This window comes from Niallia circulans, from assembly GCF_003726095.1.
GTDB lineage: Bacteria > Bacillota > Bacilli > Bacillales > Cytobacillaceae > Niallia > Niallia circulans_A.
Genome location: NZ_CP026031.1, coordinates 1,077,577 through 1,096,385 on the forward strand (window position 1 = coordinate 1,077,577; position 18,809 = coordinate 1,096,385).

At 32.9% G+C, this 18,809-nt stretch carries 25 protein-coding genes and 1 pseudogene; 20 read left to right on the plus strand and 6 right to left on the minus strand.

The annotated features are described in order from the left end of the window. The first annotated feature begins 15 nt into the window (after positions 1-15). From C2I06_RS05005 to C2I06_RS05015, 3 genes and pseudogenes are all read left to right on the plus strand, one after another. A pseudogene (locus tag C2I06_RS05005) lies at positions 16-2,639 on the plus strand (DUF2309 domain-containing protein). A 13-nt stretch (positions 2,640-2,652) separates the two neighbouring features. Beyond that, positions 2,653-3,150 carry a carbonic anhydrase gene (locus C2I06_RS05010; RefSeq protein ID WP_095328411.1) on the plus strand — a complete coding sequence of 166 codons (498 nt, stop codon included), beginning with the start codon at positions 2,653-2,655 and terminating at the stop codon, positions 3,148-3,150. A 186-nt stretch (positions 3,151-3,336) separates the two neighbouring features. Next, positions 3,337-3,702: a Na-translocating system protein MpsC family protein gene (locus C2I06_RS05015; protein WP_047940244.1), complete on the plus strand. Its 366-nt coding sequence runs from the start codon at positions 3,337-3,339 to the stop codon at positions 3,700-3,702. A 128-nt stretch (positions 3,703-3,830) separates the two neighbouring features. Here the strand turns inward: C2I06_RS05015 and C2I06_RS05020 are convergent, their stop codons facing one another. Beyond that, positions 3,831-4,034 carry a helix-turn-helix transcriptional regulator gene (locus C2I06_RS05020; protein WP_095328412.1) on the minus strand — a complete coding sequence of 68 codons (204 nt, stop codon included), beginning with the start codon at positions 4,032-4,034 and terminating at the stop codon, positions 3,831-3,833. Then, the gene (locus C2I06_RS05025; RefSeq protein WP_123257586.1) at positions 4,035-4,340 is read right to left on the minus strand and encodes a DUF2178 domain-containing protein; all 306 of its coding nucleotides are present in this window, start codon (positions 4,338-4,340) and stop codon (positions 4,035-4,037) included. Between the two features lie 482 nt (positions 4,341-4,822). On the opposite strand from C2I06_RS05025, the gene C2I06_RS05030 reads away from it, so the two are divergent. The 10 genes from C2I06_RS05030 to C2I06_RS05075 all read left to right on the plus strand — a co-directional run bounded on the left by C2I06_RS05030 (position 4,823) and on the right by C2I06_RS05075 (position 9,936). Continuing rightward, positions 4,823-5,380 (plus strand): DUF6241 domain-containing protein, encoded by a 558-nt coding sequence (locus C2I06_RS05030; protein ID WP_123257587.1) that lies wholly within the window; start codon positions 4,823-4,825, stop codon positions 5,378-5,380. A 39-nt stretch (positions 5,381-5,419) separates the two neighbouring features. After that, on the plus strand, positions 5,420-5,827 hold the full coding sequence (locus tag C2I06_RS25450; protein WP_235850187.1) for a hypothetical protein: 408 nt from the start codon (positions 5,420-5,422) through the stop codon (positions 5,825-5,827). A gap of 22 nt (positions 5,828-5,849) precedes the next feature. Then, positions 5,850-6,890: a DUF1835 domain-containing protein gene (locus tag C2I06_RS05040; RefSeq protein WP_095328415.1), complete on the plus strand. Its 1,041-nt coding sequence runs from the start codon at positions 5,850-5,852 to the stop codon at positions 6,888-6,890. Between the two features lie 42 nt (positions 6,891-6,932). Next, positions 6,933-7,268 carry a hypothetical protein gene (locus C2I06_RS05045; RefSeq protein ID WP_123257588.1) on the plus strand — a complete coding sequence of 112 codons (336 nt, stop codon included), beginning with the start codon at positions 6,933-6,935 and terminating at the stop codon, positions 7,266-7,268. 120 nt (positions 7,269-7,388) lie between these two features. Continuing rightward, positions 7,389-7,559 carry a hypothetical protein gene (locus C2I06_RS24880; protein ID WP_164463628.1) on the plus strand — a complete coding sequence of 57 codons (171 nt, stop codon included), beginning with the start codon at positions 7,389-7,391 and terminating at the stop codon, positions 7,557-7,559. Between the two features lie 74 nt (positions 7,560-7,633). Next, positions 7,634-7,843 carry a hypothetical protein gene (locus tag C2I06_RS05050; protein WP_095328417.1) on the plus strand — a complete coding sequence of 70 codons (210 nt, stop codon included), beginning with the start codon at positions 7,634-7,636 and terminating at the stop codon, positions 7,841-7,843. A gap of 111 nt (positions 7,844-7,954) precedes the next feature. Continuing rightward, on the plus strand, positions 7,955-8,413 hold the full coding sequence (locus C2I06_RS05055) for an HIT family protein (RefSeq protein WP_235850188.1): 459 nt from the start codon (positions 7,955-7,957) through the stop codon (positions 8,411-8,413). A gap of 276 nt (positions 8,414-8,689) precedes the next feature. Beyond that, positions 8,690-9,028, plus strand: a complete 339-nt coding sequence (locus C2I06_RS05065; RefSeq protein ID WP_095328419.1) for a DMT family transporter — start codon at positions 8,690-8,692, stop codon at positions 9,026-9,028. A 4-nt stretch (positions 9,029-9,032) separates the two neighbouring features. After that, the gene (locus C2I06_RS05070; RefSeq protein ID WP_095328420.1) at positions 9,033-9,344 is read left to right on the plus strand and encodes a DMT family transporter; all 312 of its coding nucleotides are present in this window, start codon (positions 9,033-9,035) and stop codon (positions 9,342-9,344) included. Between the two features lie 13 nt (positions 9,345-9,357). Beyond that, entirely contained in the window at positions 9,358-9,936 is a 579-nt protein-coding gene (locus C2I06_RS05075) for a TetR/AcrR family transcriptional regulator (RefSeq protein WP_095328421.1), read from the plus strand. A gap of 120 nt (positions 9,937-10,056) precedes the next feature. Here the strand turns inward: C2I06_RS05075 and C2I06_RS05080 are convergent, their stop codons facing one another. Together C2I06_RS05080 and C2I06_RS05085 are read right to left on the minus strand one after the other, a co-directional pair. Further along, positions 10,057-10,299 (minus strand): hypothetical protein, encoded by a 243-nt coding sequence (locus tag C2I06_RS05080; protein WP_123257589.1) that lies wholly within the window; start codon positions 10,297-10,299, stop codon positions 10,057-10,059. A 297-nt stretch (positions 10,300-10,596) separates the two neighbouring features. Then, a complete protein-coding gene (locus C2I06_RS05085; protein ID WP_095328423.1) occupies positions 10,597-10,932 on the minus strand; it encodes a GNAT family N-acetyltransferase in 336 nt (111 codons plus the stop codon). A 906-nt stretch (positions 10,933-11,838) separates the two neighbouring features. On the opposite strand from C2I06_RS05085, the gene C2I06_RS05090 reads away from it, so the two are divergent. The 4 genes from C2I06_RS05090 to C2I06_RS05100 all read left to right on the plus strand — a co-directional run bounded on the left by C2I06_RS05090 (position 11,839) and on the right by C2I06_RS05100 (position 14,511). Beyond that, positions 11,839-12,126: a hypothetical protein gene (locus C2I06_RS05090; RefSeq protein WP_123257590.1), complete on the plus strand. Its 288-nt coding sequence runs from the start codon at positions 11,839-11,841 to the stop codon at positions 12,124-12,126. A gap of 141 nt (positions 12,127-12,267) precedes the next feature. Continuing rightward, positions 12,268-12,861, plus strand: coding sequence for a dienelactone hydrolase family protein (locus C2I06_RS05095; RefSeq protein WP_123257591.1), 594 nt, complete (start codon positions 12,268-12,270; stop codon positions 12,859-12,861). A gap of 177 nt (positions 12,862-13,038) precedes the next feature. Beyond that, positions 13,039-13,203 (plus strand): hypothetical protein, encoded by a 165-nt coding sequence (locus C2I06_RS24885; protein WP_163188531.1) that lies wholly within the window; start codon positions 13,039-13,041, stop codon positions 13,201-13,203. A gap of 822 nt (positions 13,204-14,025) precedes the next feature. After that, positions 14,026-14,511, plus strand: coding sequence for a tetratricopeptide repeat protein (locus C2I06_RS05100; protein ID WP_123257592.1), 486 nt, complete (start codon positions 14,026-14,028; stop codon positions 14,509-14,511). A 148-nt stretch (positions 14,512-14,659) separates the two neighbouring features. Here the strand turns inward: C2I06_RS05100 and C2I06_RS05105 are convergent, their stop codons facing one another. Beyond that, positions 14,660-15,031 (minus strand): VOC family protein, encoded by a 372-nt coding sequence (locus C2I06_RS05105; protein ID WP_123257593.1) that lies wholly within the window; start codon positions 15,029-15,031, stop codon positions 14,660-14,662. Positions 15,032-15,541: 510 nt separating this feature from the next. Further along, positions 15,542-16,399 (minus strand): LysR family transcriptional regulator, encoded by an 858-nt coding sequence (locus tag C2I06_RS05110; RefSeq protein WP_123257594.1) that lies wholly within the window; start codon positions 16,397-16,399, stop codon positions 15,542-15,544. A 125-nt stretch (positions 16,400-16,524) separates the two neighbouring features. On the opposite strand from C2I06_RS05110, the gene C2I06_RS05115 reads away from it, so the two are divergent. The 3 genes from C2I06_RS05115 (at position 16,525) to C2I06_RS05125 (ending at position 18,786) form a co-directional block, all read left to right on the plus strand. Then, positions 16,525-17,265 carry an SDR family NAD(P)-dependent oxidoreductase gene (locus tag C2I06_RS05115; RefSeq protein ID WP_095328430.1) on the plus strand — a complete coding sequence of 247 codons (741 nt, stop codon included), beginning with the start codon at positions 16,525-16,527 and terminating at the stop codon, positions 17,263-17,265. Between the two features lie 251 nt (positions 17,266-17,516). Further along, positions 17,517-18,008: a DinB family protein gene (locus tag C2I06_RS05120; protein ID WP_095328431.1), complete on the plus strand. Its 492-nt coding sequence runs from the start codon at positions 17,517-17,519 to the stop codon at positions 18,006-18,008. Between the two features lie 373 nt (positions 18,009-18,381). Then, positions 18,382-18,786: a cytidine deaminase gene (locus C2I06_RS05125; protein ID WP_095328432.1), complete on the plus strand. Its 405-nt coding sequence runs from the start codon at positions 18,382-18,384 to the stop codon at positions 18,784-18,786. Positions 18,787-18,809: the final 23 nt, after the last annotated feature.

An 18,809-nucleotide genomic window follows, 5' to 3' on the forward strand; every position in this document is an offset into this window, starting at 1 on the left:
AGGAGGTAATGTGTGATGAGTATTACATCTGTATTAACAAAAGCTAGTTCAAATAAAAAAATATACCAGATAATTTTGTAGAAAGCGATATTAGTAGTTACATTGAAGCTGCCAGCAAAGTAATTGCGCCGCTTTGGCCAATTTCTACGTTCGCAGCCCGTCATCCGTGGATGGGACTTGAAAAACAAACCTTTGATCAAGTGGCAGATTGGTTAAAACAGACTCGTGATGTTGATATTTATCCTAGTGCCTCTATGATCCTTTCAGCGAAAAAAAAGGGAGAGATTAAAGAGGTATTTGTTAAACAAGGTTTTAAACAATGGCTTGCATCAAATCCCTTTAATATCCCACAAGATGTGGCAGAGCGTTTTTGCCATGCGGCATTAAATTTGGAACCCATTCCATCCAGCTTGCTCACATCTCATGAATTAAAGAAAAAAGCAGAAGAATATAGGAAGCATCATACAGATTTTGCCCATTATTCGTCTGTGCAGCCAATCAGTTCACATCTACAAAGTAAAGATAAGGAAAGATTAATCAATATACTCGATTACCATGTTATTAAGTGGTGTAAATTATATCTTGATGAGTCGCAGGCTGCCTGGACAATGCCACATCGAGAGGAAGGTTTTTATCGTTCTTGGCGCCGGCTGATTTGTTATGATCCTGCCCTTACAAAAAAACAACGTGAAAGTTTAAAAAAGTGGCCAGAAGAGGCAGAAATAGCCTTGAATAAAGGATTAAATGCTCTTTCTATTCCTGAACCAGAAAAACAGAAATATCTTGAAGCACATTTACTATCTTTGCCTGGATGGGCAGGAATGATGCTCTGGCGTTCTAAACAATCGAGTGAGGAAAATAACCTGCTAACCGAATATTTAGCAGTAAGAATTTCCTTAGAATGGGTGCTTATCAATCCGCAGCTTCCTTTTATTCCGAAAAGCTACGAAAATAATCAGTCCATAGATGGTCTTTTAGCAGCTTTGATTCATTGGGGGAGTCTGTCATTAGAGGAATGGTCTCAGTTGTCTAGTGCACAACAACAAGAATACTTGTTATTTGCAGCAAAATTTGATGAGAAGCTTTGCAGAAAACTCTGGCTGGAAGCTTGGGAGCAAACACATGCTGAACAATTAAGTCAAAAAATTAGTGCGAAACAATTCAGTACAAACGATAAGGCAACAACATTAGCACAATTTGTATTCTGTATAGATGTTCGCTCCGAGCCATTTCGCCGTCAGCTTGAAAAAGAGGGACCATTTGAAACAATAGGAATGGCTGGTTTCTTTGGAGTACCGATAGCTACGAATAAATTAGGAAGCGAACACAGTCACCCATCCTTGCCAATTATGCAAAAGCCATTGCATAAAATCATGGAGAGTACGGATGAGAATGAACTTAAAGCCTTTCAACAACGTCAGCAGACCGTTCATTCCTTTAGCGATACTTTCAAATCGATGAAACAGAATTTACTTGCAAACTTACTATTACCAGAATTAAGTGGTCCTTGGCTAAGTCTCCAAATGGCAGCACGCAGTTTTGTCCCAAAAAGTGCCGATCGCTTCATTCATAATCTACGCAAAAATTGGCTGCGTAAACCAAATACAAAACTGGTTCTTAATCATGTTCATCAAACAGAGAACGGGATACCAATTGGGTTTACCGAGGAAGAGAAAGTTAATTATGCCCGCCAAGCATTAAAAATGATGGGGATAACAGAGAATTTCAGCCCGTTAGTTGTTATATGTGGACATGGAAGCCACAGTACTAATAACCCTTATGCATCTTCTCTTGATTGTGGTGCCTGTGGCGGGGCTTCAGGTGGATTCAACGCGCGAGTCTTAGCAACTTTGTGCAACCTGCCTGAAGTAAGAAGAGCATTGTCTTTAGAAGGAATAGACATTCCTAAGGAAACGGTTTTCGCAGCTGCTGAGCATAATACAACCGTTGATGAATTAGACTGGATTTATGTTCCAGAGCTTTCCAAATCAGCACAAGAGGCTTTTCGTCGGATTAAAGCCATTTTGCCAAAAGTAAGCAAACAGGCAAATACAGAGCGTTTAGCTAAAATACCGCATTTCCCATCTCAACGCAAAAATTCTCAGTCTGAGGCCTATTGCTTGGCAGAGGATTGGAGTGTGATCCGTCCCGAATGGGGCTTAGCTGGGAATGCAGCTTTTATAATTGGTCAACGTGATTTAACAAATGGCTGTGACTTGGAAGGAAGAGTCTTTCTTCATAACTATAATTGGCAGAAGGATGAAAGCGGAGAAATCTTAGATAATATTATTTCAGGTCCAGGAACGGTTACTCAATGGATAAATCTAGAATATTACGCATCAACAGTAGCTCCACATTATTATGGAAGTGGCAATAAGGCAACACAAACCGTAACAGCAGGTCTTGGTGTTATGCAGGGGAATGCGAGTGACTTGTTAACGGGCTTACCGTGGCAATCTGTTATGCAATCAGATGAAGCTGCATTTCATTCACCACTTCGCTTACTGATTATAATTCAGGCACCAAAAAATTATGTAGAGCGATTATTGCAAACTAATGCTGCGTTTCAAGAAAAAGTCCAAAATGGCTGGGTTCGCTTAGCAAGTGTCAGCCCAGAAGGCGATTGGGAGAATTGGTAAAGGAGGGTTCGAGATGATTTTAGATAAGACAAAAAAAGTATTATTTTTGATGGATGTTAGAGATGGATTGGAATCAATTATAAAAGAGGAAACCAATATACAGCCTGAAAACATGCTAACTATAAAATGCTTTGGTCCTGTTATCTCCAATCCTTTTGGAGATATAATGAGGTCAATTATTATTGCTGTCTTTCAGGAAAAAGTAGAAGAAATTTTTGTTGTCGGAACAAGCAGTGAGGCCGATCGTTTTATTTCGATAGATGGACAATTTAAGTCAAGAATACAGACATTGGATTATCTGTTTCAAAATAGCATGCCTGAATTTACTGGTGAAACGATTAATGAATGGCTAAATGGAAAACAAAATACTGGTGACAATATCAAAAATTGTGTTAAGATGATTTGTCATCATCCATTAGTGCCACCAACGGTAAAAGTGCGAGGTTTACTGATTAATAATCAAGATGGAAAGTCTTCTGTTGTGGAAATAAATACAAATAAAACAGCTTAAAAATGTTGAAATATGCTAATGCTGATGGTGTTGCAAATCAGAATGGTATATATTCATTTCTATATAAGAGGTTTTAATCGATTTGTATTAATTTTAATAATAAAGGATGTTCAAGTGTTAAATCATCTTAGATGGCAAATATAGAAAAATTAGTTTTTATCTGTTTAATAGGGGATGCATAATAAAATGAAATTAACAAAAGGTGCTTGTGAAGCGGAAATAAGTAAAGCAATAACACAATGGGAAAAGGATTTCCTTGGTCGGGGATCCTTATCTGTTAAAACAGATATATTACGCGACATGATCATAGTGAATTTGCAGGGCATTCTAACCCCAGCGGAATATACGGTGTGTGAAACAAAAGAAGGACTATTAACCATTAAGAAAACACGCTCCGAATTAGTGGAATCAGGTGTTGAAGAACTAAAAAAATGTATATTAACCATTACGGGAGAGGAAGTAAAAAGCTTTCATACAGACTTAAGCTCTCGCACAGGTGAACGAGTGATGGTATTTAAATTATATAATAATGTTGAAAATCTCTTTGCGTAAAAGGTTATTATCAATTTTTTTAGAAGAAAATAAAGACATTTAATCAGTCTGCGCATAACTTCTACTTATCTTCTTTCATAAGAAGAATAAAAACCCGAATTGGGTTTTTATTCTTTTTAACTGCCTCATTATTTTATAACAGTGTCGTATATAAAAAGGTCGTCTACCGTTGTAGCCAATGCAACGGCTAAGCTAAATGCTAATTGTAAAGTGGGATCATATTTATCATTTTCAATTGCATTTATCGTTTGTCTTGTCACATTACATAGTTTTGCTAATTCTTCTTGAGATAATTTTGCCGATTTTCTTAATTCTCTAATACGATTTTTCATTTATCCACCATATTTCCTCTTAGATAATAATAATGAAATTAAATATATAACTGAAATTGTAACAAGAAAACTAAATGGTTTCATCCCCTCATAATGGCTGTTCGTCCAAGTTGTTACATAGATAGACTCCATAATCTCTAACAATAAAATCCCGATTACAACTACAAAGGTGTATGATTGTGCTCTCATTTTAATGTAATTTGCTCTTTCATCTCCTAATTTTGGTAATGACACAAGATTCGTTACAATTAATAGAATACATATCGCTAAAATAATAAGTAATAAAGCAACTATCCAATTCATCATTCAATCTCCTTTATTAAAATGTAAAAAGTATTTTACATTTTAATTTTATCATGAGTTTAATATATGTCAAATTGTTTTTACATTTTTGTTTGTGACAAATTGAAATAATCATGCAACGAAACAATAGAAATTGAAAGGAAAGTAAGCTCAAGTGGGGGAATGACAGTTACCTCTAGTTTTTCTGCAACGTCCATGCACCCCTAGTTTGCAGTCAAAGTTAAATAAATAGATCCTCATAGTGTACATTTTGATAATTTTCCATTGATTTTAATAAGCTACATTAAGCAAGTATCATCCCTTTTTCCTCCTTTGCATAGTGACATGATAAATATATGATTATCTCTAGCTAGATGTATCTTTTGTTTATAAATAATTCAATAGTTGGAATATTATGTTATTATTGATATAGAAAGATAATAATAAAGTCTATTTCGGATAGAAACTAAAGAGGTTGTTAGGTAAAAGTATAGGTTGATGAATCAATGGGGGTGGTCAAAGTAGTGGAATCAGAAAAGCGAAAAAAGAAACGTAGTAAATGGGTGAATTATTCAATCGGAGTTGTTGTATTACTAGCAATTATGGGGGGATCTCTTGTTATATATAAGCATTTTATAGTAAAAACAAATAATGATTCCTTTGTGGCAGAAACTAAAGAAGGAGAGATTCTTGATGAAACAGGGAAGGAGAGCATTGATTATTCTTATTGGAACGAAGATCGGGCAATATCAACTCTGCATAAAATGACACACCAAAAAGTGTACGCATCCGATAAGTGGGGCGCAGTGCAAATGACAAATGATAGAGTAAATCGGCTTTATGAAATTGTAAAAAACAGTAGTTTTTCCAATAAAGATAACCTCTTAGGGATTCTGGAAAAATGGAAGGTTGGAGACTTTAGCACGGTTGATAAAGATCATAATTATTTTTGGAAATATCAAGGTGGAAACGTTGGGGAAGCAACTGGCATTATGACTGCAGAGGATGAACAAAGTTTCATAGAAAGTACATTCAAACAGACTCAAAATGATGCCGAGGAATGAGTTCCTCGTTTAAAGATGCCAAATGAAAGGATCCAATAAATGAAAAGGATAATAGTTCCAACTGTTTTTATACTAGGAGTAATCGGAATTCTCGTTCTTTTTCTGCCACGAGAGGGTTTTGATATAGAAATCGAAAATCAAGCAAACAAGGATATATCCGGTTTGTATTTGACCTATGAAAATATTAAAAAAGATATTGAAATTCCAACCATTATGGCAGGAGAAAAAGAAGAATTTCAGGTGAGTGTAAAAGATAATTCTTCCGATAACTTTGAAGAAGCAGCATTAAAACTAGTCTATGAAGACAATGAAGGGAATCAACAAACAGAGTATATTATTGGTTATTTTGAAAAGGGGTATTATGGAGAAGCTAAAATTAATATCTTATCTGTTGATGAAAAAGGGAAGCTAGAAATAGAAGTAACTGAAAATACAAAATTATTTTAACAAGTCAAAAGGGTGAAAAATTATGATTCATAAATTAAAAGAATACGTAGAGAATGCAAGTGAAGAAGAAGTAAGGTCATTGTTATTTCTTATTCTGCTACAAATAAGTGTGGAAGAACAGCCAGATGAGGAACTTGCGAAAAATCTAAGAAAAACTTATCAAGATTATTTACAAACTAAAATTGATCAACTAAAGCTTGAAAATAAAAAGGATTATAAGGTCGTACACATTGTTTTTGGTGAATCTGCTGCTGGTAGTTTAAGAATGGCACTTAAAGAAATGGGAGTGCAAGAAGAGGAAAAGGTTATCTATTTTTCAGATGATTTTTCCTTTGGACCATTATGGAAGATAGAGGAGGAAATAGGATTCGCACTTAGGCATAAATGGTTAATAAACCATATTAATTATGATGATGAGTATTTATTTAGCTATAAGAGAAAATTCCATAAAACAATTTTAGAAGTAAAGAATATCAAAGAACAGGCGCATATCATCATTTGGGCAGGTGAAAATGCTAATGAACAAACGGCACAACGCTTTGTTCTTTCTTTATTACAACATAAAACGAATGATATTTTCTTAATTAACCCCTTGGAATACAATAAAGAGATAGCTTCCAAATCGGATGCAGAGGTCCATGCAATACATACTGGCGAGTTTACATCTGAGGAGTTACAAGTCATTTATCAAAAAAATAACTGGAAACAGCCACTTACAAAGAGTGCACGATTAAAGTACATCAATGAGTGGAAGAAGATATCCCAACAGAATAAAAATTTAAGAATCTGGGCGGATAAGAAAATTGATAGTGTTGGCGAAGACTATTACGATAATTATATAATAAAAACAGCTAAATTATTACATAAAGAACAGAATAATGCAGATTTTATAAAATCTGCGCGGCTAATAGGAGAGATTATTGGAAATCTCAATCAAAGGATCGGAGATATTTACTTCGAATATCGATTAATCCGATTAGTATTAAAAGGGATATTTGAACTAGAAGGGGTTCCTAAAGCTATGCGGTATTACAGTGTTAAGCTGCAAGAAGGTTATAGGTAGTAAAATCTTTCATATTGTCAATTAACATAAGGAGAATATCTTATGATAGAGAATGAAGAACAAACAGATATTTTTAATTTAGCAATAAAGAAGCTCTGCAAACTTAATAATATTTCTCCAAGGAAACCGAGATTTGAACTCATTGACAACTTAGTTGTGATAAATAATAAAAACCACTTAAAAGATGGCGTAGATTCCGACTGTTTTTTCATATTGAACTGGGTATACCAAATAATAGCCTCATTAGGAATAAAGTTTCGTCAACAATTAATGCTCTTTCCGAACTCGAGGAGAGTGGCTAGTATAGCTGTTTCTTTTAAAAAGAAGGATTATGATACTTTAAATAGAAATTTAAGGGAAGGAAACATTCCTATTTAATAAAAATATATCCAAACTTAGTGAAACTAAATGCTCCCATAAACGTATGTATAAATATATAAAAAATAACGTTTGAACGGAATTCAAACAACGAAACTAAGTTAGCTGATAGGGGAAAAAATGAATAAAGTTGCAATCTTGATAATCGTTGGCATACTACTACTTATGACAGGAATTTACGTATCTGCTTTTCTATCCGCAAATTGGGTAATGATTGGTACAGCACTCACTGTTGTAGGAGGCATTATGACGGGCGGGAGCTCATACTTCCTAATAAATACAAAAAAATAGCCAGATACCTCAATTCCAGAAGAAAATGCCGATTGACAAAGGGGACAAAATGCCTACTAACAAAGGGGACAAAAATGCCTACTAACAAAGGGAATAAACATCCCAAATTGGAAAACTATTTAATATATGGAATGATTTTTGGATTATTAGCTGGTTCTTTATTAGGTACATTTGCAATGATTTCAGGGCATGTATTTATAGCAATAGGCAGCTACGGAGCAGGAGCTGCTTTAGGAATGCTGGTAGGTACCTTATTATATACCATTAAAAAAGGGCGTAGCTAAATAAAATTTATATTCACTGGAAGAGAAAGCAATTATTCCAATTAGAAATAAGTTTTCTCATCAATTCTTAGATAACTATTGAATATTTGTAAATTAACGGAGGTAACTTTAGTGGAAGATTGTTTAATATGCAATCGGATAGAAATGATTAAAAAAGGAACCAATAAGTATTTCGTCAAAGAACTGGAAACAGGTTATATCGTTATTGGTGATCATCAATATTTTAAGGGCTATACATTATTCCTTTGTAAAGAACATAAAAATGAGTTGCATGAGTTGGATAGTGATTTTAAAGAAAAGTTTCTTGTCGAAATGAGTAGGGTATCAGAAGCAGTATATAAAGCATTTAAGCCTATCAAATTAAATTATGAGCTTTTAGGAAATGGTGATTCTCACATGCACTGGCACATATTCCCAAGGAGCGAACAAGAACCTAATCCAACCCACCCAGTATGGTGGACACCTAGAGACCAAATGTATGCTGAGAATGTGAAACCAAATGCTGAAGAACTATCTGCAATGAAAAAATTATTAGTAAGTGAATTAGATAAGATAATGACGTCATACTAAAAACGAAAACCTGCAAAGAGAAATTAGCACACATAATTTCTCTTTTTTGTTTGGAATAACAAATAGATCTTTCCACTTGAATTTATGATTGAGATATAATCTAAAACCCATTTTAGCGTTATCTTCCAATGATCTTCCTTTTATGTTAATCCACTTTCGCAATTTATCATTCAACAAAATCTTCCCTAAAGACAAGTTTCTTTCTTGACGTGGATGCTATTGTGTGACAAAATAAACTACCGAACGGTTGGTAGTTATATAGGGGAGGTAATTAATTTGAATAAATATTGGATGATGGTTTTTAGTGCTGGAATCGTCGAGGTGGCATGGGTTTCAGGCTTAAAACATGCATCAAATCTTTGGGAATGGAGTGGAACCATTTTCGCAATTGCTATTAGTTTTTATCTAATGATATATACGACAAGATATTTGCCAATTGGAACAGTTTACGCTGTATTTACAGGATTGGGAACTGCTGGAACAGTGATCGCAGAAATAGTTTTATTTAATGAACCAATTAACATAGCAAAAATAATATTGATGCTTGTATTACTAATTGGGGTAATTGGTTTGAAAATAGTAACAGATGAAGCAGCAAATCAAGAGGAGGCTTGAATAGATGGCATGGTTAGCTTTAATTGCAGCAGGTTGTTGTGAGATAATTGGCGTTATAAATATTAAAAGATTAACGATGAAAAAGTGGGATGCTTTCCTTTATTTAATCATTGGGTTTATGTGCAGCTTTGCCTTGTTATCTTATGCAATGAAAACTATATCAATGGGAACGGCATATGGTGTATGGACAGGAATTGGTACAGTTGGTTCTGCTCTATTAGGGATGTTTGTATATGGAGAACCAAAGGATGGCAAAAGAATTTTATTTATATCGATGATACTTGTTGCAGCTGTAGGTTTAAAACTAATCTCGTAAAGGAGAGAGTCCGATGAAAAAAGAAGAAATAAAAAAAGCGGCAATTAAGTTCTTTTTGCAAAATGGCTTTGAAGGAGCCTCTCTTTCAGAAATTGCTGAGGAAGCTGGGATAAAGAAAGCTTCTATTTATTCTCATTTTAAAGGGAAAGATGAATTATTTCTTGAAGTATTAAGGGAAGCAAAAGCAGAAGAGATAAAACGCAAAGCGTATTTTTTTGAAAAAAAAGACAGTCATAATCCCGAAACTTTTCTTTACGAATATTTACTATACACAAAAGAATTGTTCCAAGAAAATGAAATGTTGAAGTTTTGGCTAAGAATGGGATTTTTCCCACCCTTACATTTATATGATGTCATCCAAAGAGAGGTTTTTGAAGCAGAGCAATTTCAAGAAGAACTAATTGGCCAAAAAAGCAGCAAATGGATCAAACATAGCCAAATTCATGTAAAAGATACAAACACTTTTAACCTAGCATTCACAGGGATCATCATGGCTATTATGGTAGAAATAGTTTATTTTCATTCGGAAAAAAGAGTAGATGATAAGCTAGAAGCTTTGTGGGAAGTTTTTTGGAAGGGGGTTTCCAGTTAAATAAGAAAGGAGGGGAAATTATTGCAAAAAAACATTATCATGCATATCCCATTAAATGCACGATAATGATTTTTGCTCCATCGAACCAAAGAATATTGGAGCCAACATGAGATGTGGATTTTAAGCCTCACCAAATCCTACTGCGAATGCTAATAATGTAAAAAACACACCTGCTGCCCCATTTAAAAGCACTCCAAGAATAATATTGCTCCATTTTTTCGAAAAAATAGCAAAGATAATGCCCGAAAGAGATAAAATAGGGAATAGCAAGAAGAAAATTCCTGCGTTTTTGGTGCTGAGAAATAAGGATAATATAATACAAATACCTACCATAAGTAGCGACAACCATCCATTTTTAGTCATTTAAAGCACTCCATTCATTTGTCGTAGTAATTGTATTATACAATATAATCAAATGAAGATGGGGTTTATTACCATTTTCTGGATAGCTAATACTAGCTTTTTAAATCAGGTGATGCGTATAATTCTATAACTATTTTGGCAGTTGTAGCATTATTTTTTTTATCTAAAGCAAAAACGAAAGAAAATATGTGAAAATACTAGAAAGTCTTGCCCAAAGTTTAGGAATACTCGGGAATTTTCTCCTCTTAACCTACTAAGCACTATGATTTTTTAAAACTTTCGTCATTACAGTAAAAATCATTGAATTCCATAGAAATCTCCAGCATTTTCCTTGATAACTCTAAATCCTTCCTTTTCATAAAATGATAAATTAGGATTTCCTTTATAAACCATTAACGAAAGAGTACTCTCCTGAAAAAATGCATATCCTGTAATTTTATCGTTATTTTCTGCAACAAGCGTTAAAGAAGAGTTAAGACGTTTCTCCATTTCAACATCTGAATAGGCATCATTTAAAACTTTCGCTTGTATTTCTTCTAGAATGATTTCACTATATGTATTTTTCCAAGTGACAACAGCAATTTTCCGGATGGAAGCTATATCTGATCTATTCATTTCTCTAATAGTAAACATACTTATATCATCTCCTTTTAATGGTGTTTACTAGTAAATGGCAACATAGATTATTAGCGTAAAACTATGTAAACACTAAAGCTGAAGTGAGATTTATATAGTAATAACGAGGTGTGGAAGAAATAAGTTTAAGGATAAATGTAGTTTGGCTGATAAGCCCCTAGCTTTGGCTGATAAAAATGAAGTTTGGCTGATAAGCCCCTAGCTTTGGCTGATAAAAATGAAGTTTGGCTGATAAGCTCCTAGTTTTGGCTGATAAAAATGAAGTTTGGCTGATAAGCCCCTAGCTTTGGCTGATAAAAATGAAGTTTGGCTGATAAGCCCCTAGCTTTGGCTGATAAAAATGAAGTTTGGCTGATAAGCTCCTAGTTTTGGCTGATAAAAATGAAGTTTGGCTGATAAGCCCCCAGTTTTGGCTGATAAAATCAAAGTTTGGCTGATAAGCTTCTAGTTTTGGCTGATAAATTCACCAATTTGGCTAATTCACTCCCTGCAATTGCTTAAATCTGCAAGAAGAATGATGTTTGATCAACAGATGACAGAGCCTTTGATAAATTTAAATTAAAAATGGAACCAATGAATGTTTATTTAGAAAAACACATCAAAACTTTTGAACAAATTTAAGAAAGACCATTTGACGAGACTTATGTGAGGGATAGAGATAGTTAACTGTTGAGTTTGAATATCTTACTGGCATATATTCTAATTATATTTACAACAAAAGAAAAACTCAGACTTTCAATCATTTTTTCATTAAAAACCACTGGCGGAAGAACTTACCGCAGAGTTAGATCAAATAGAAGCAAACATAGTGTCTTTGGAAATAATGGCAGTATGATATACTAAATATAACCTATGTAAAAAATTTACTTTTAGTCATAAAGAGAAAATATTTGGAGGAGGAAAATGAGAAAATTCTTTTCGATTTTGTCTGTAATTTCCACATTATTAGGATTACTTCTGTTTATTTCGTTGTTACAAAATGATGAAAAGCTTCTTACCGCTTTATCTTTTGGAACTAAGGGATATCCCTTTATTATTTTACTAAATCTATACAATATTATAGGTTTCTTGTTTGCTATTTTCGCAGAAAGGAATAAGTATAGAATTTTATTATTTGTTTTTAGTATTTCAATGATATTAACTAGTCTATTTGTAACATTTGTTGCTCTGTATGGTTTCCGAGAACCTTAATAACCCAGTTATATAGTAATAGTGAGAATAGCTGCGCATTAAGAGATAAGTGTTTATTTATTGAGGGAGGATAGTTGAATAAGAAATGATTTAATCTCTATTGGTTATATAATTGTAGATTACCTTTGTGGAGGAATAAAGATGCTTCAAATACTGAGAATATCAGATAATTTAATTATTGTCATACATGAAATCTATGGCATTAATCAACATATAAAGAATTTTTGTGATATTTTATCAAATCAGGATTTTGATGTAATCTGCCCAAACTTATTAGAACGGGAACAACCATTTAATTATTCTGAGGAGAAAATTGCCTATCACAATTTTATGGAGACTGTAGGATTCTCCGATGCTGCAGATAAAATAAAGAATTTATTAGCAGGTGTTAAAAATAAATATCAAAAAATATATATTATTGGATTTAGTGTAGGGGCAACGATTGCTTGGTTGTGCAGCGAGGAAGATTGTCTTGATGGGGTTGTGGGGTACTATGGTTCGAGAATAAGGAATTTCACGAAAATAGTACCACTATGTCCTATAATTTTATTCTTTCCTCAAGAGGAGCAATCATTTAATGTGGATGAGTTAATTTTAAATTTAGATAAAAAGAATATAGAAGTACATAAATATTTTGGACATCACGGATTTAGCGACCCATACTCTATAAAATTTAATGAGAAATCATCCCAACAAGCTTTCAATGAAATGCTAAACTTCTTAAAGAAACATTGATTTATTAAACAAGGTTGATATTCATCTAAAGGGGCAAGTTCAAGAAGGATTTTTATCGGTTATTCAATAATCGAGCCTTATTTTGAATACCATTCTTTTATGAAATGTTACCAAAAGAAGATTTTGGGACTTTGAAATATTTATTCGAGGTTCTCGCAAATAAATGCGAATAAATATATGGGTGGTACAATTGCTAAAACAGAAATTAGGAATTTTAGAGCATCAACAGAAATTTATAGATTTATACAAAAATTAGCAAATTTTAATGAAAATTTGCTTAGAAAACCAATTGGAGAAGGAAAATGGTCTGTTATAGAAATCATAGGTCACTTTTATGCTTAGGATGAATTTGTTTTACAATACAGAATTCCATATTTATTATCAGCTAAAGATTTGCCCAAAGGTCCTAAAGCTGATGATTTAAACTCTCAATCTGCAATTAATTGCTAGAACCGAAGATATAGAGAGTACCTTTAAAAAATGCATACATATTCGATACGAGTTAATCAATCAATTAAGCAACATATCTGATGATAATTGGTTAATTGAATTACAGATTAATCAATCTAAACTAACACTTTATGAGTACTTAAAAGGATTAATGGAGCACGATCTACATCATTTTAAAAAAATAAAATCTGCTCTTAAACTATATGATTATTGGTGTAAAAGTTTCTATGCAAGTTAAAATTTTTGTTGTATATAACTTGAAATTTTGTTTAGTTAAATATAAATAACATTCCATTAGGAAAAAGTTCTATTTTCCGAATTTTAGTAGATTTTCTATATCATAAACGAATGTAATGATATTTTTTCCTTTTCCAGGTCTAAACACATCCGTAGTACATTCTTCTAACCCACATAAATTAGATCAATATTTCTTCTCATTAATCCTTCTTAAAGGTGGGAAGTGGATCTATTTGAGACCTAGTTCTCTTAATACTAGAATTACCATCAAGCAATATCCATTTTTCTCTTTCAATAAAGGTCATTTCAAGTACTCCTTAGAATGATTTTTCTTGTTGAATACTCTATTTTAGTTTATTTTTCTTCATAGAACAAATGGTGTAGCCGAAGGAAGGAATTTTCTGATTCAAATAGAATTACTAATAGAACTGCGTTAGGATAAAAGACGTAGAGGAAAAAACATTGGAGTTGTATGTAATGAATATCAAACTTAATAAAGCTATAGATCTACGGAAAAATGGAAAGTTCAAAGAATCTAACGAACTGATTGGTGAATTGGTAAGGGATTTCCCAGAGGATGCTATATATAATTATCAATATGCCTGGAGCTTTGATATATTGGGAGAAGAAGAAAAGGCAGTGCCATATTACGAAAATGCTATAAAAATAGGATTACCTTCTAAGGATATGGAAGGTGCAATATTGGGATTAGGGAGTACATATAGAGCTTTAGGAGAATATGAAAATTCAAAAGATGTATTCTTAAAAGGAATGGAATTATTCCCAGATAATCATGCAATTCAAGTATTTTATTCCATGACCTTATACAATTTAAAAGAACATAGTAAAGCGATGGAGCTGATACTAAAGTGTTTAATTAATACGACAAATGACACTGAATTACTAAGTTATAAAAGAGCTATAAATTTCTATTCAGATAAACTAGATGAAACTTGGAAGTAATTTATATATTCAACAAAGTTTTGCATCCTTTCCTTAAACAAGGAGAGGACTGCTCTATGTCACAAAAGGGACAGTTTAGCTAATAAAAAACTTTTTTATAAAAGAATAATGGATACCATAAAATCATAAGGTACCCATTGAAGAAAATTTATTTAGATTCCACTTCACTAATAAATGCATGCGTATTGCCTTCTGTATCTTTAAAGAAAGTCATCCAAGTTTCCATTCCACTCATCTTTGCCACAATATGTGGTTCGTCGACAAAGGATATTTCCTCATTTGTAAATTTTTCATAGGTTTCCTTTATGTTTTCTACTTGAAAGTAAAGGACAGAACTTGGATGAGCAAACTCTTCTTTTTCAGGTAAACTGAGTAGAATTCTTGTTCCATTACAATCGAAAAATGCCATTGTATCTGTTGAAAAAAGTAAGGGAAGATCAAGAGCCTTGTAAAACTTTACTGCTCTATTAATGTCTTTAACTGGTACTCCGATTTGATTTATCTTTTGTATAGTAGTCATTATTCTCTCCTTTATTGTGTCATACCACTATAATAATTCATAAATGCTGAAACGGATAGGGATGCAGCTTGATTTTTCCGAAAATACTGATTTTAGATAACTGGTTTGGGTGCATAATCTACAGGTGTAGAATAGGTACTAATGTGAATTAAGAAACAAATAACTAGTAAAAATGTGGGGGATTGATTCTAGAAGGATTAATGCTTTTTTTATGAATTTATTTACTAACAAAGCTGAACAAAAATCAAATAATACCAGAAAGTATAAAAGAAAAATATTAAAGATGGAAAGAAATTGATAAAAGGAATATATAAAGCAGAATCTCCTACTTAATAAAAGTGAGAGATTCTCTTTTTAAATATTATAAAACATTTAGCTGTTGCTTATATCTTTCAAAATTAAAGAGAGTTGTAATATATTGTTCGGCCTGAATATACACTTTAGAAGTTAAAAGTAGCAGCATCTAAGAATTAGTTAGATAAATCAATAAACCACCTAAAATAATCTATTTTATTTTCGTTCATTATTTTCTCGCAAAAAGCGAATAAATTTTTTAAAACCTGGTGTTTGCTGTTTTTTGTTTTTGATTAAAAAGTCTATTTTTATCTTTTTAGGTAGTTCTGTAAATATGATTTCCTTGGTACCTTTTCGAGTTTCTGCAATATCTGCAGGTATTATGCTGATACCCAATCCATCGTAAACTGCTTGAATAATAGACTCGAGAGAATCAAATTCAATGATGTGAGAACTATGAAAATTGCTTTCTTTGGACCACTCCAATAATTGTTTTCTATATATGCAATTTCTATCACTATTAACTATCAACGTCTGATTAGAATTAATATGAAAGGGGTTAAGTATAGGGGAAATTAGTATAATTTTCTCTAAGTAACTATAAACAATCTCGCAATCAGATGTATTTTTACTACTATTATTTACAAATATACCATCCACTTCACCATAGAAAAGCATTTCTTCTAACATCAAATTATTACTTGTTCTTACTTTCACATCTAGATTATTAGATTCTTTTAAAAATGCAGAAAGTAAGGAAGGAATCTTAACGGCAGAAATTGTTTGAGAAGCTCCTATTTTTAATGATTCTCTCCACTTATTAGGATTAATAGCTGTTTTAGCTTCGTCTATCAATTGTAGAATTTCATTTGTATAATCTAATAATTTTTCCCCTTCTTCAGTCAATGTTACTCCCCGATTATTTCGCATAAATAATCGCACGCCTAGTTCATTTTCTAAATTTTTTATTCGTTGACTAACGTTTGGTTGTACATATCCTAATTTTTCGGCTGCTTTTGATACTGATTGCAATTCTGCAACATGTTTGAAAATCTTTAATTCATGACTTTCCAATAGTTTCGCCTTCTCTCTGGTATCATTTAAAATGATACCTAATTCATTATTCTGTATTATACTCCTCATTTTAATTAAAGCATAATGTAATAGTACAAATAAAAATAAGTAAGGATGATACGGAAATGGAATTAATGAATAAAGTAGTAATCATTACCGGGGCTGGAACTGGAGTAGGAAGAGCTACAGCTGTAAAACTAGCTTCTGAAGGTGCAAAAGTAGTGATAAATTACAACCAATCTGAAAAGGAAGCTCATAAAGTTGTTAATGAAATAAAACAAAATGGCGGGATAGCTATTGCTTATAAAGCAAATGTAGCAAACGAAAAGGAAGTAAAGGAATTAGTATCCCAAACTGTTCAAACTTTTGGATCTATAGATGGATTAGTAAATAATGCGAGTATCACAGCGCAAATAGCTATGGATAACTTAGATGCATTAACAGATGAAATATGGGATTCTCTTTTCAGTGTAAATGTGAAGGGAATGTTCCATTGCATAAAAGCCGTTGTCCCTTTTATGAAAAAACAACATTCTGGAGTAATTGTAAATATGGGGAGTGTAGCAGGAATGACTGGTATAGGTTCGTCTATCCCATATGCAGCAACAAAATCTGCTATACATACGATGACAAGGTCATTGGCTATCGCATTGGCACCTTCCATAAGAGTTAATAGCATTTCTCCTGGAGCAGTTGAAACAAGGTGGTGGGCTGGTAATGAAGAGAAGATGTATCAACTTGCAGGCAAATTACCACTACAAAGAATTTCCACACCAGAAGATATAGCTGAAGCAATAGTTTTTCAACTAATTCAAAAATCTATAACCGGACAAGTATTTACTATAGATAATGGTCAAACCCTCTAAATAGAGGGTTTTATATATTAAGCTGCCGTTCTGTATTTGTTCTGTTTGTCAAAAAAGCCAGTGATCCTTAATGTACATTCTATTAAGATGAATTAGTGTATTCCTTTTTGACTATGTTTCACAGATTTGTAAGTAATAGCGATTTGTCTTCCGCAGTGAAGCAGGAAAAAAATATATAATAATGTAATATACAGGAGTTTTCAGAAGGTCGTCGAAATAGTTATCTATAATCAGAAGGAGTGTGATTAGTTATGTCTCGCGCGAAAGACGTTTTGCAGGATCAATTGTTAGCAAATGCGAATGATCCTAGCTGGTACGTATCGTTTTCGGAATCTGTTGTAAATTTAACAGAGGAAGAAGCGTTTTGGAAACCTAATGATGAAAGCAACAGTATTGCAGAAATTGTACAACATCTTCTTTACTGGAATGAAACTTGGCAAACAAGATACAAAGAATCTCATGTCAATGCTGTTGCCCCTATAAATGATAATAATGAAAGCTTTGTTATTCCAGAAAATATAACGTTTGCTGATTTAAAAAAGTCTCTTTTAGCTGTTCTGCTTCAATGGCAAGACCTACTGACACAAGAAAAGGTTGATAATGATGTAATTGGGTTCCCGGAGACGGCAAAGTGGTGGGAGGTTCTAAGCAATTTGACCACTCATAATGCATACCACATTGGACAAATCGTTTATATTCGGAAACTGCAAAAAAGTTGGAAAACTAATCTTAAAGGAGATTAAATAAAGTAACTTTTATTTTATTGCTCTATATAGGCTTACCCTTAGTAAGAAGTCATACTTTGAAATGCTTTATACATAAAGGTATCAGAATTTGTTAAGGTAAAAAGAGTAAGAGTATTTTCACTTAAGCTATCGAATGCTTTAATTTACAACGAAAAATAGCAAGATGACAAAACGCTTGAATTTTTTTCAAGCGTTTTATCTGTATTAAGGTGTATTACTGCTTTTTTAGGTTTTCTGCGCATTAATGGAACTATTTGATTTTCCGTTATTACACTATATGATAAACTGTTTTTAACAGAATTTTTCGAAATGAATTGCGCTGTTAATATAATTTTTACAAAAATAGATTCAGATACTTAGGAGGTACAGAATGAATATAGAGAAAAGACTATATGAAGAAGCAGTAGCGTTAATAGAAAAAAGGTATCCAGTAGGTTGGGGAGGCGCTGCTGCTATGTATACAAATGAAGGTGAAATATTGACTAGTGTTGCTCCTGAAATTATTAATGCTTCTACAGAATTATGTATAGAAACAGGTGCTGTACTAGAAGCACATAAACTTGCTGTCCGAATTACCCATTCCATTTGTGTAGTGAGGGAAAATGAAAAAGCTGCTTTTACAATCCTCACGCCATGTGGAATATGCCAGGAAAGGCTTTTTTATTGGGGATCAGATGTGAAAGTAGCTATTACGAATCCTGGCAATGAAATTATTTTTAAGACATTAACAGAAGTACAACCATATCATTGGTATGAAGCATATCGAGAAAGATAATCCACTTTAAGACATCCCAGGTA